Origin of the sequence: Methanolobus mangrovi (assembly GCF_031312535.1) — an archaeon.
Lineage (GTDB): Archaea > Halobacteriota > Methanosarcinia > Methanosarcinales > Methanosarcinaceae > Methanolobus > Methanolobus mangrovi.
On sequence record NZ_CP133594.1, the window covers coordinates 1485893 to 1498809 of the forward strand.

Sequence of the window (12917 nt, forward strand, 5' to 3'; positions counted from 1 at the left end):
CATAACCTTGATCCGCAGCATCCAAAAAAAGGATTCGGCAAGCAGAGAGAACGCAAGACAACAAACTCTTTTTTAAATTCTGCAGTCCACCGTAAACTATACCTATTAATCAACCTCATGAGATAAACAATGTCTTTGAGCAGCATCAGGATTAAAGGTGCTAAGGAGCACAACCTTAAGAATGTTGACCTCACCCTGCCGCGTGATAAGCTAATCGTCATCACCGGACTTAGTGGGTCAGGCAAATCATCACTTGCTTTTGATACAATTTACGCCGAAGGACAGCGCAGATATGTGGAATCACTCTCAGCGTATGCCAGGCAGTTCTTGGGGCTTATGGAAAAACCGGATGTGGAGTATATCGAAGGGCTGTCCCCTGCCATATCCATTGAGCAGAAGACCACAAGCAAGAACCCTCGCTCCACAGTAGGTACTGTTACTGAAATTTATGATTACCTGAGATTGCTCTTTGCCCGTATCGGTATAAGACACTGCCCTGACTGTGGACGAATAATAGAGACACAGAGCGTTGACCAGATAGTTGACAGCATAATGAACCTGCGGGAAGGCACCAAAATACATGTGCTGGCTCCACTTGTAAGAGAGAGGAAGGGAGAGTACAAGAAACTCCTCACCGACCTGCTTGCTGAGGGTTTCACACGTGTACGCATAGACGGTGAAGTGCACACGCTGGATGATGTTGAAAATATAGAGCTCGGACGTTATTTTAAACATAATATTGACATCGTGGTTGACAGGCTTGTAATCAAGAAAGGAATCGAGGAAAGACTATCAGATTCCGTGGAAACCGCACTTGAGAAAAGCGGAGGTACACTTACAGTTCAGGTCATCGATGGTGAGGAACTGACATTCAGCGAGAAGCTTGCATGTACTAAGTGTGGAATCGGTTTTGAAGAAATGGAACCTGCTGCATTCTCATTCAACAGTCCGCAGGGTGCATGTCCTGAATGTCACGGTCTTGGAACATCAATGGAATTCGATCCTGACCTGATAGTTCCAGACAGGACACTATCGCTTAATGAAGGAGCAGTAGAACCCTGGTACAGCAAAAAAGCTGATGGGTACTACATGCAGTCACTTCAGTCCCTGGCAAACTATAAAGGATTCTCAATGGACACTCCTTTTGAGGAGCTAGAACCAAGTATCCAGAACATCATATTCAATGGCAGTGAAGAACTTATTCCATTTGTCCATGTAGGAAAGAATGGCGGTATGTGGAAACATAAAGGCCGCTTTAAAGGAGTAATAGCAAACCTTTCCAAGGTATACGAAGGCACAGAATCAGAGAGCAGCAAGGAAAGGATGAGCAGGTACATCAGCACAAAACCATGCCTGACCTGCCATGGCAAGAGACTCAAACCAGTTACTATCGCCGTAACCATCGATGGAAAAAATATAATCAACGTAACGGAAATGTCCGTTGATGAAGCACTGGAATTCTTCAAGGAACTTGAACCAAAACTCAATGACAGGGAATATACAATCGCTCGTCTTATACTCAAAGAGATTAAGGCACGGCTTGGGTTCCTTGTTGATGTAGGTCTGGACTACTTGACACTGAGCAGGTCCGCAGCCACGCTTTCAGGAGGAGAAGCACAGCGTATCAGGCTTGCAACACAGATAGGTTCCAGTCTCATGGGCGTGCTCTACATACTTGACGAGCCAAGTATTGGTCTGCACCAGAGGGATAATCTCAGACTCATTACAACATTAAAACACCTGAGAGATATAGGAAATACCGTGATCGTGGTCGAGCACGATGAGGAAACCATAACCAGCGCCGACTATGTTGTTGATATGGGACCAGGAGCAGGCATACATGGAGGAGAAATAGTTGCCGAAGGTGCTCCTAAAGAGATAATGAAGAACAAGAATTCCACAACCGGAAAATATCTGAGCGGAAAACTGAAGATAGAGGTTCCCGATAAAAGAAGGGAAGCTACGGGTACTCTGGTCCTCCGGGGTGCCATCCAGAACAACCTCAAGTCAATTGATGTGGAATTCCCCCTTGGTATTCTTCTCTGTATCACCGGAGTATCCGGTTCCGGAAAGAGTACGCTAATCAATGAAACGCTTAACAAGGTGCTTGCAAAACAGCTTAACAAAGCAAGGGACATACCGGGCAAATACAGTTCCATAGATGGACTTGAGAATGTAGATAAGGTAATAACCATAGACCAGTCACCCATCGGACGCACACCCAGATCAAACCCCGCAACTTACACTAACCTTTTTACCCCTATCAGGGAACTCTTCGCCCAGACAAAAATGGCACGTGCAAGAGGTTACAAACCCGGACGTTTCAGTTTTAATGTCCGCGGCGGCAGGTGTGAAGCATGTTCAGGTGACGGGATAATCACCATTGAAATGCACTTTTTGCCTGACGTATACGTCCCATGTGAAGTGTGTCATGGCAAGCGTTACAACAGGGAAACCCTTGAAGTAACCTACAAGGACAAGAATATAGCCGAAGTTCTTGATATGACAGTTGAGGAAGCTTTTGAGTTCTTTGAGAATGTTCCTACTATCAGCCGCAAGCTTCAGACACTTAACGATGTGGGCCTGGGATACATAAAACTTGGACAGTCATCCACCACACTTTCAGGCGGAGAAGCGCAGAGAGTGAAACTCGCAACCGAACTAAGCAAGCGCTCAACCGGTAAAACAGTTCACATATTAGATGAACCCACAACAGGTCTTCACTTTGACGATGTGAAAAAGCTTCTTGAGGTCCTCCAGAGACTCGTGGATACAGGTAACACAGTTATAGTCATCGAACACAACCTCGATGTCATAAAAACCGCAGACTGGATAATAGACCTCGGGCCTGAGGGAGGAGACCGTGGCGGAGAAGTTATTGCGCAAGGAACTCCTGAAGAAGTGGCAAAGAGCTATATTTCCTATACAGGGAAGTTCTTGAAGAAAATGCTATAATAAAATAGACTCAGACAGTTCCTGCTCATTATCAGTTATTTTTTAATAATACTTTTGTACAAGGCCCATTGAGTACAATATATAAATTTCATAATAATATTATTTTATATATTATTGGCGTGTAATATAATACTCTCTTATAGATTTTATGAGCTCAATACCTGAATCACCAGGAAATGAACTCATGATGGAAAATCTGAAAAACGATTACAAAAATGCTATATGATACAGCAGAAGATGTAAATATGTACCTCAATTACTATGCAATTCCCTTAATCATCCTGGCATGTCTCCTGAGTGTACTGATATTTCATATTCAAAAACATAAAAATACAAATGGAACTACCAGCTTCTCGTTATTATTATTTTTCATCATTATTTATGCATTTTTTTATGCATTTGAAATATCTTCAACAACATTGAATTCTGCTCTAACATTTTATAAACTTGAATACATAGGAATTGCTTTTATACCTCTTTTTATGCTTATTTTTGCGATAAAATATACAGGAAAAAAACACTTGTTAACCACACCTGCAATCGTTGCTACCTTTGCAATTCCATTGATAACTATGATCCTTGTATTTACTACCGGGAAGCATACTTTATATCACAAAGAGATATTCCTGAGCTCTGAAACAATTTTCCCCAGTCTTGTATTCGAGCCAGGAATATGGTACGGTGTTCAGCAATTCTATCAAATTGCCTGTATCATTTTCAGCATAATCCTTCTCCTGAAAATGTGGCTGGAAGTAATACCAGCTTTTCGAAAGCAGGTCACCATAGTAATGATTGGTATAATGGTGCCTTTTTTAGTATTATTACTTTACATTGCCAGGATATTCCCACTTGGTCTTGATCCGATTCCTTATTCCCTTGCATTTAGTGGTCTGTTGATCTATGTAGGAATGACTCACTATAAGCTACTGGATGTAGCTCCTCTGGCACGGAGCTTACTATTTGAAAAATTACCTGACGGAGTGATTGTTCTCGATGGAATGCAAAGAATAGTTGATTACAACCATTCCGCCATTAAATACCTTGAACTTACATCAGAGGACATTGGAAGACATGCATCCAAAGTGCTGGCCTCATGGCCAGAACTTATTGATAATATCCAAAGTACGCATGGAATAGACAGTATTGAAGTAAACAAGAACATTGATGGTGCAAGTGTCTGGCTGAATGTTGATTTCCTTCCGCTTTTAGATGATAATAGGAATATAATGGGACAAATGATCGCTCTTCGAAACATCACAGAGAAGAAGAAAGCAGAAGAAATATTGCTTGAAACTAATAGGTATCTTGAAGAAGCCACAGCCCATGCACAAAATATGGCCGCTCAGGCAGAAATGGCAAATCGTGCCAAAAGTGAATTCCTTGCCAACATGAGCCATGAGATCCGCACACCTCTTAATGGAGTTATTGGTTTTTCAGATATACTGATGCAAACTGAACTTACAGATTCTCAATTCCATTACATGCAAACAGTGTATACATCAGCCAATACATTGCTTGATCTGGTCAATGATGTACTGGATTTTTCAAAGATCGAAGCTGGAAAACTGGAACTTGACCCGGAAATAACAGAACTTACAGAGCTTCTTAACCAAATTACGGATATTGTCAAGTACAAGGCTCATGAAAAAGAGCTTGAGCTCAAATTGAAGATAGTATCTGACATACCAAAGCACATTATTGTTGACAATCTGAGATTACGGCAGATATTGATCAATCTCTTGAGTAACGCCATTAAGTTCACAGAGAAGGGAGAGATCGAACTAAAAGTTGAAACTTTCAATATCCCTGATGACACACATGAGATTGGAATTAAATTCTCAGTAAAAGATACAGGAATTGGAATTGCAGAAAAGAACAGAGATAAGATATTTGATTCATTTTCACAGGAAGATGGTTCCATAAACCGCAGATATGGCGGAACTGGGCTTGGATTAACCATTTCAAACAGACTTCTGGAAATGATGGGATCAAAACTTGAGCTTGAAAGTGAAGTTGGAAAAGGAAGCACATTTTATTTTACAGTCGTTCTTCCCGTAAAAGAAGAAGAGAAAACAATTATTACAGATGTTCCTGAAAATCCCTGCAAAGCCCTCACAGAAGATAAAAAGGAAGCAAAATATTCCATATTAATAGCCGAAGACAATCAAACAAATATGGAATTGGCTTCGATCATCATTTCCGGATTACTACCGAAAGCAGAAATATTGAAGGCAGGGACGGGAACAGAGGTTGTTCAAATATTCAAAGAGAAAAAGCCTGATCTTATCTTCATGGACATACAGATGCCTGAAATGGATGGATATGATGCCACAAGGGAGATCAGGAAACTTGAATCTCAAAATAGGATGCTCACACCAATTATAGCCATTACTGCAAATGCATTTAAGGGTGAAAAAGAACGATGTCTGAAAGCAGGCATGGATGATCAGATCACCAAACCAATTATTTCCAACATGATTCAACATATTCTGGATAAATGGCTTTTCATGATTGAAATAAATCGAAATAATGACAACAATGATGATGCTATTGAGTCAGTCCATTTCGATAAAGAAAAATTGTTGGAAGCAATAAATGAGAATGAAGAAGTATACTGTATGTTGACTTCTATGGCTATTGGATCCATTACATCTAATCTGGAAGATATAATAACGGATCTTTCAAATAAAGATATACAGAGAGTAAAAGCTCATGTCCATAAGATGAAAGGAGCAGCACTTAATATTAATTTTAATATCCTTGGTAATCTGGCAAAGGAACTTGAAGAAGCCATTGAGCTCAACGGAGAAATTGTCCCCGATCTGCTGGAACAAATGAAAGACGAAATTGAATTTGTAAAACTTGACCTGGAAAAATAGATAAAAAAAGAGGAAATCAATTCCTCTTCAGTTTTGCAACAACGGCCTCAACCTGTTCCACAGAAGTACCGATGTATTTGTCCGGGTCTACAAGGTTGGTAATATCATCTTCACTCAGGTAGTTTGCAACGTTTGGGTTTGCCAGCAGGACATCCTTAAAGTGTTTGCCTGTTTCATGGGCTTCCATTGCACTGGAACGTACAAGCTCGTGGGCTTCCTGGCGACCTACTCCGCGCATTGCAAGTTCTATCATTACAGCCTCACCCATGTTCAGACCCTTAAGAAGATCAAGGTTACGGCGGATATTTTCAGGGTAGAACCTGAGATTTTCGATAACACCAATTGCGAGTTTTATTATGTGGTCTGTAAGAACACATGCCTCAGGGAAAACTATTCTTTCGCATGATGAATTAGTCAGGTCCCTTTCATCCCAGAGAGTGTTGTTCTGGAGTTCTGGTTCGACCATTGCACGCACGATCCTTGCAAGACCACAAATCTGCTCGGACTTGATAGGATTACGCTTGTGTGGCATTGTGGAAGAGCCAACCTGGTTTTTCCTGAAGCTTTCCTCAACCTCAGCAATCTCACTTCTCTGAAGGGTGCGTATCTCCACTGCTATCTTGTCAAGGGTTGTAACGGTATTTGCCATCCACATGACAAATTCTGCATGACGGTCCCTCTGGATGATCTGGTTTGAAACATCCACTGAACCAATCTCGAGGTACTTCATTACCCTTTTCTGGATCTCAATACCGTCCTTACCAAATGCAGCCTGAGTACCTACGGCACCTGTCATCTGACCGACTATAAGACGTGGTTTGAGTTGTTCAAGGCGTTCAATGTGTCTTGCAACCTCAGATGCCCATATGGCAAACCTCAATCCATAGGTTGTTGGAACACCGATCTGTCCATGTGTCCTTCCTGCACATACGAGATTCTTATGAGTATCTGCCTGAATAAGAAGTACATCCAGAAGCTTGTGAACCTTGTTTTCAAGGATCTTAACAGCATCCTTTAACTGAAGACCTGTTGCAGTGTCAAGCATGTCATTTGATGTAGCACCAAAGTGTACCCATTTATCTGCATCTTCCTCACACTTTTCGGACATCGCAATTACAACTGCCATCATGTCGTGGTGTATCTCATCCTCGATCTCTTTTACCCTTTCAAGCTCCACAGAACCAATACTGGCCTCTATTATATCTGCAGCTTCCTTAGGGATCAGTCCAATATCTGCTTCAGCCTTTGCAAGTGCAGCCTCAGCTTTCATGATTTTCTCAAGGCGGTTAGCCTCACTCCAGACAAATTTCATTTCGTCTGTTCCGTAGCGGTATTCTATGGGGTGGATTGCCATTTATTGAATCTCCATGATCTTGATATGAATAATATATCGGTCTATATGCTAGTATATTATAGTATCTTCCAATTAATGATATGCTTCTGGTATAGTTAATCTACCAATAAATAGGCTTTGTATGATAAATAAAAGGATAATATGATAGCAATGACGCAGAAGATAATTGCTTTGATCACCTACGACACCATTTATCCTTTTGGAAATCACTGTCAAAATGCAGATTGTGCTAAAGACTCATGATGATGTTTAGAGTTTTTGCTGACTTCAATGGATGCTTCTTCTTTTGTACTCATATTTAGAACCAAATATAAATTGTATTTTGCAGATAAATAATTGTCCATGTTTTTGAAAAAACAAAACAGTTAATGAAATCAAACCAAATTATTTAAATAATAGTGCATAGGAAGTGGGAATAGTATTGCAGACATCCTAATTACAATATATAAACATAGGTGGAACTATGGAACAGATAATAGAACACAATCTAACAAAAACACAGGTGATGTAATTGGTACTCGATACCGGAGATACAGCATTTATCATCATCTGTACCGCCATGGTCATGCTCATGACCCCAGGAGTAGGACTTTTCTATGGTGGAATGGTACGTAGTAAAAACATAATTTCCATGATAGCCATGGCTTTCATAGCCTTTGCCATTGTAAGTATCCAGTGGGTTACAATCGGTTACAGCCTCTCTTTTGGTACTGACATCTCAGGATTCATTGGCGGTCTGGACTACGTAGGCCTTGCAGGAGTAGGGCTTGAAGGTGAAGGAATCCCTGACATGTTATTCATGGCATTCCAGCTTGTTTTTGCAGGAATCACACTGGCAATCCTCACATCAGGAATTGCCGAACGTGTTAAATTAAGTTCTTTTATCGTTCTCGGATTACTCTGGACAACCCTTGTCTATGATCCTCTGGCCCACTGGGCATGGGGAGGCGGCTGGGCCGGAGAACTGGGTGCTCTTGACTTTGCAGGCGGTACCGTAGTACATATCAGCTCAGGATTTGGAGCTTTAGCACTTGCACTTGTTATCGGCAAGCGTTCAGGATTTGGAAAATACAGCATGGAAGCAGAGAACATCACAACAACTCTCCTCGGCGGATCACTTCTCTGGTTCGGTTGGTTCGGATTCAATGCAGGAAGCGCACTTGCAGCAAACGGACTTGCGGTCAATGCACTTGTAGTAACAAATGTATCTGCTGCAGCAGGCGCAATTACCTGGATGGCAGCATCATGGATAAAGGGTAAGCCAAGTTCACTGGGCCTTATCAGTGGAGCTGTTGCAGGTCTTGTAGCTATCACACCAGCCTCCGGTTTTGTTAGTCCTATGTCTGCCATTGTAATAGGTGGATTTGCCGGACTTCTCTGTTACGGAGCACTGCTCTTCCGTGTTCGCAGAGGACTTGATGAAAGTCTTGATGCCTGGGCAGTACACGGAATGGGAGGATTGTGGGGAGCACTTGCAACAGGAATATTTGCAAGCGCAGCCATTGGCGGAGTTGACGGACTCATCTATGGAAATACACATCAATTCCTGGTACAACTCATTGATGCTTCCGCTGCCATACTATATGCTTTCATAATGACCTTTATACTTGCCAAGCTTGTGGACAAGGTAATGGGATTACGTGTGACCGAAGAAGAAGAATATGTTGGACTTGATATATCCCAGCATGGTGAATCTACTACAGCCTGAGGTGATGTGAATGAAGAGAGTAAAAGCAATTATTCGCCCGGAGAAGCTGGAAGATGTAAAGGCGGCACTGGAAGAGAAAGGCTACTTTGCCATGACAGTTTATCAGGTTAAAGGACGTGGAGCACAGAAAGGTATCTGCCTCCAGTACAGAGGAAAACAGATCAAGGTAGATATGATCCCTAAGACCGAAATAGAGATGGTCGTGGGTGATGAAGACGTCAGACCTATCATCGAGATCATTAGAACAAGCGCAAGAACCGGTAAATTCGGTGACGGAAAGATTTTCGTATCCCCGATAGAGCTGGTAGCTGCAATCAGAAATGATGATGAGATAGTGTCTGAATAATATGAGGTAAAACCTCATATTCTTCTTTTTATTACAGATTTACACGCTCAAAACTGCGATTCAATTTCCTGAATTTTTAGCGTTATCGCACGTACCAGTCCAGTGGAACAACTATCTCATCGCCTTTTTTCTTTGCACCAAAAAGAGGAATCTCGAATTTTGTATCTTCCAGAAGAACAATTGAGAGACCACATCCGCCTCCACGAGGAATACATTGGATAACCATTGCTTTAAAATAAAGCTCTTCATCTTCATTCCCCCATGAAGGGACCTTGATGGTAATAGTATCACCCATGTTGTCAGGCAAATTATCTTCAAATTTGGATATTTTCTTGTAATCCAGTGTAAAACCAGTTCCTTTAAGGTTATTCGCAACATCCCTCACACTCAGATCAAGTGCATCTGCAATCTCCTCTATAGAGTATCCGGCCTGATGGAGAAACTCCGTAGATCCTTTGTTGAGATGGTCAAGGTCTGAATATTTCAACGGACGAGTCTTACACAATTGACGCATCTGTTCTAATTTATCACCAATATTCACTTCATGATCCAGAACAAAACCTCCTTAAATTAGCTTAGTGCAATGACATATATAAAATGCTTTTAGTTTATTTTGCTTCTAATGTTTTCTTCGAACCATTCAAGTATTGCAAACATGAGGTCAGAAGAAGACTTGATCAGATCATCCCTGCCACATATCTCATTTTCTGATTGTATGTACATGCCTTCTGCAAGATCGGAGCTGCAGTTTGTGATAAGACTACCCACACACGCCCCATCAACCTCTGGATGAAACTGCAATGCAAGCACATTGTCCCCATAGATAAAACCCTGCTCGGGACATGCTTCGCTTTCAAACAGACGTTTTGCACCTTCCGGGAGACTGAATGTATCACCATGCCACTGAAAAACAGAAATATCTGCAGGAACTTGAAAAAGAGTAACATCAGTCTGGAATGATTCAAGTGGATGAACTTCATGCCAGCCAATTTCCTTGTATTTATTTTTGGACACTTTTCCCCCCAGGACTTCAGAGATCATCTGGGCTCCAAAACATATACCATAGACTGCTTTACCAGATTCAATAGCCATTTTTACAAATTCTTTTTCTTTTTTCAGCCAGGGATATTCCTCTTCCTGATAGATACTCATCAGACCACCCATTATTATGAGCAGGTCGAAGTCATCCGGATGCGGAAAAGATGAATTTACGTATGGCATGGTCACGGATATAGAATGGTCTTTACTACATGCCCATTCTTTGATATTACCGAGAGTTTCAAATTCCAGATGGACAAGGCAATGTATTTTCATAATATATCTACCCCAAATAGGATTTCGGTTTTAAATCCTTTTGGGCTTTTAAAACCAAAAAATGAAGCTAAAATGTAGATATTCAAATATGAAAATGAAATGAGAATTGACTACCACTTAAATTAACTTATTCTTCGTCTTCTTTATAATCAAGTGTGCACTTGAATTCCTTCTCAGAACTGTTTATCAGATAGTAAGTTGCTGCAAGTGCAAGAATAAGTGTTCCCAGACCTATAAGGAACAGGGGCGCTGTATTTTTGATATCAATGATCATCACTTTTCTTACGATTGCAGTAACTCCTACAAGAATGATAACATCGACATTCATTGAAGATTCGGTGATTATCATCTTGACAGTTTCCAGCAACTCTATACCTATAATGACAAGGAAGAAAAGACCGAATACATCCAGTATCTGCTCCACACCGATCAAAAATAAAGGTGGTGTAAATAAGTCTTTAAACACAATCCATCCAATTTCCAATGTAGCACTGAGGATAACAAATGCCATCATCACGATGACTATTTTTATGATCACTTTCTGGAATTCATTGATATATTTGATTATCACATTATTCACCACTGGAGGGACTGTATTCAAGATAGTCGATTATATGGCAGGATTATAAAGACATTATCAATTAGTAACGTCTTGATAAAGTAGTTTTTCCTTTTTTTGAATGAATTTCCCAGTGACGCTTATATGGTAAAACGTATATTTCACATGAAACGTAAATCTAATGATGAATTGAACCTGTCAATTCTCAGGCGAGGTAAAAGATTGGTAGTTATTACTAAATACCGTGCTATTGCAGTATTTGCACTTTTGTTATTGATGATACTTATAGCTTTGATGCCACAGGAACAAATGAATATTGATTTTGAAAATCAGACTAATGAAACTCAGGATAATATGTCTGAAAATTCTACATTGATGTCAACAACAGATGACAAGCAAACCGATGAAGAGCCCGGATGGTGGAAACACGAAGGCCACAGTACAGTGACCGGCACCAACACCACCCCAGGTAGTTACCCTAATACTGATGGCGATGACAGCAAGAATGATACTCAGGAAATTCCCGAGTTCCCCTCAATTGCAGCACCCGTCATAATCACATTATCTATTGTCCTTTTCGCCGGAAAGAAATAGATATTATTTTTTTATCAGCCATGTGGAGGATAGTTCCTGGAATTTGCCCAATGAACGGTAACCCACCGCAGACAGATCGGACCTTAAACCTCCTACGGATATAGCACCAGTATTCCCCGGCTCAAAAAGAAGAATGAGTGCACCCAGGATTATGAAGAAGCAACCCTGTATGGTATTCATGAATATTGGTTCGTGAAGGAACAGGAATCCAAAGATGATGCCACTTACCGGTTCAAGTAATGCAAGTACGCTTACAGTCTGTGCTCGAATTTTTGCAGCACTGTTAAGATACAGAACCGAAGCAAATGCAGTTGTTATCAGCCCGAAAAGTATGAGAGTACGCAGGTTCATTACAAGTATGTCTACAGGAACTTTGCTGCCAAAAGGCAACAGTATCAGCAAACTGATGAAAGTTGACCAGAACAACTGGGAAATACCGGAATATTCATCCTTAAGATAACTTACAGTCATGATAGTTCCACTGTAAGAGATACCTGATATGACACCAAGAAAAATACCCAGCAAAAAGTGGGTATCGTATCCTGATGCGCCACTACCGGGCAATATAACGATGAGAATACCGCTTATCGATATTAACAGGGAAAACATCCCGCGCTTTGTAATCTTCTCTTTTAAAAAGAGAGGAGATAACAGTGTAACATATACAGGTGCAGTGTAAAGCAACAGAACGGCAATAGAAATACCTGCATATTTTATAGAACTGAAGTAAGTATAAAGCGTAAGAACGTTGAAAATAGCAATTAAGAGAATAAAAATCTTTTTTTTGTTCAAGCGTAGTATATCATCTCTTTTAGTCACAATACAATAAGCTAATAACAGCATGAATCCAAAAATAAGCCTGTAAAAGATAATAGAAGTTATTTGCATGTCGTAAATATGTTTTATGAAGATTCCACTAGCTCCAAATATAGTACATGAGATTATAAGCTCTAAATAAGAGTATTTGCTGCTTTTAGTAGATATCATCAGGGCTACGCAGAAACAGCCCCATATTATATAAATAAATCTGAAATCAACAATCATTAATAAATGTTATTACAAAATATGCATTAATAACCTATTAAACATAAAAATGATTTCAAAATAAGTCCGGTAGAAATATCAAAATAACAATCATTTGATGAAAGTAACCTGAATGGCAGGTATTTCTACAAATGAAAATATACAACATCTAAATAGAGAAGGAA

Annotated in this window: 10 protein-coding genes; 5 read left to right on the forward strand and 5 right to left on the reverse strand. The window is 40.4% G+C overall.

The annotated features are described in order from the left end of the window. The first annotated feature begins 129 nt into the window (after nt 1-129). Nucleotides 130-2955, forward strand: a complete 2826-nt coding sequence (gene uvrA / locus RE476_RS07045) for an excinuclease ABC subunit UvrA (protein WP_309306956.1) — start codon at nt 130-132, stop codon at nt 2953-2955. 245 nt (nt 2956-3200) lie between these two features. Beyond that, entirely contained in the window at nt 3201-5834 is a 2634-nt protein-coding gene (locus RE476_RS07050; RefSeq protein ID WP_309309571.1) for a histidine kinase N-terminal 7TM domain-containing protein, read from the forward strand. A gap of 16 nt (nt 5835-5850) precedes the next feature. Here the strand turns inward: RE476_RS07050 and purB are convergent, their stop codons facing one another. Then, nucleotides 5851-7188, reverse strand: a complete 1338-nt coding sequence (gene purB / locus RE476_RS07055) for an adenylosuccinate lyase (RefSeq protein ID WP_309306957.1) — start codon at nt 7186-7188, stop codon at nt 5851-5853. 511 nt (nt 7189-7699) lie between these two features. Between purB and RE476_RS07060 the strand changes: the two genes are divergently transcribed. Together RE476_RS07060 and RE476_RS07065 are read left to right on the forward strand one after the other, a co-directional pair. Then, the gene (locus tag RE476_RS07060; RefSeq protein ID WP_309306958.1) at nt 7700-8896 is read left to right on the forward strand and encodes an ammonium transporter; all 1197 of its coding nucleotides are present in this window, start codon (nt 7700-7702) and stop codon (nt 8894-8896) included. A 10-nt stretch (nt 8897-8906) separates the two neighbouring features. Beyond that, nucleotides 8907-9242, forward strand: a complete 336-nt coding sequence (locus tag RE476_RS07065; protein ID WP_309306959.1) for a P-II family nitrogen regulator — start codon at nt 8907-8909, stop codon at nt 9240-9242. Between the two features lie 82 nt (nt 9243-9324). Here RE476_RS07065 and RE476_RS07070 read toward each other — a convergent pair whose 3' ends face one another. The 3 genes from RE476_RS07070 to RE476_RS07080 all read right to left on the reverse strand — a co-directional run bounded on the left by RE476_RS07070 (nt 9325) and on the right by RE476_RS07080 (nt 11127). After that, the gene (locus RE476_RS07070; RefSeq protein ID WP_309306960.1) at nt 9325-9783 is read right to left on the reverse strand and encodes a hypothetical protein; all 459 of its coding nucleotides are present in this window, start codon (nt 9781-9783) and stop codon (nt 9325-9327) included. Between the two features lie 62 nt (nt 9784-9845). Beyond that, nucleotides 9846-10556 carry a type 1 glutamine amidotransferase gene (locus tag RE476_RS07075; RefSeq protein WP_309306961.1) on the reverse strand — a complete coding sequence of 237 codons (711 nt, stop codon included), beginning with the start codon at nt 10554-10556 and terminating at the stop codon, nt 9846-9848. A 127-nt stretch (nt 10557-10683) separates the two neighbouring features. After that, nucleotides 10684-11127, reverse strand: coding sequence for a phosphate-starvation-inducible PsiE family protein (locus RE476_RS07080; RefSeq protein WP_309306962.1), 444 nt, complete (start codon nt 11125-11127; stop codon nt 10684-10686). 153 nt (nt 11128-11280) lie between these two features. Between RE476_RS07080 and RE476_RS07085 the strand changes: the two genes are divergently transcribed. Continuing rightward, complete coding sequence (locus RE476_RS07085; RefSeq protein ID WP_309306963.1) at nt 11281-11709, forward strand: hypothetical protein; 429 nt, start codon at nt 11281-11283, stop codon at nt 11707-11709. A 3-nt stretch (nt 11710-11712) separates the two neighbouring features. On the opposite strand, the gene RE476_RS07090 is transcribed toward RE476_RS07085, so the two are convergent. Next, nucleotides 11713-12753, reverse strand: a complete 1041-nt coding sequence (locus RE476_RS07090; RefSeq protein ID WP_309306964.1) for a DMT family transporter — start codon at nt 12751-12753, stop codon at nt 11713-11715. Nucleotides 12754-12917 lie beyond the last annotated feature (164 nt).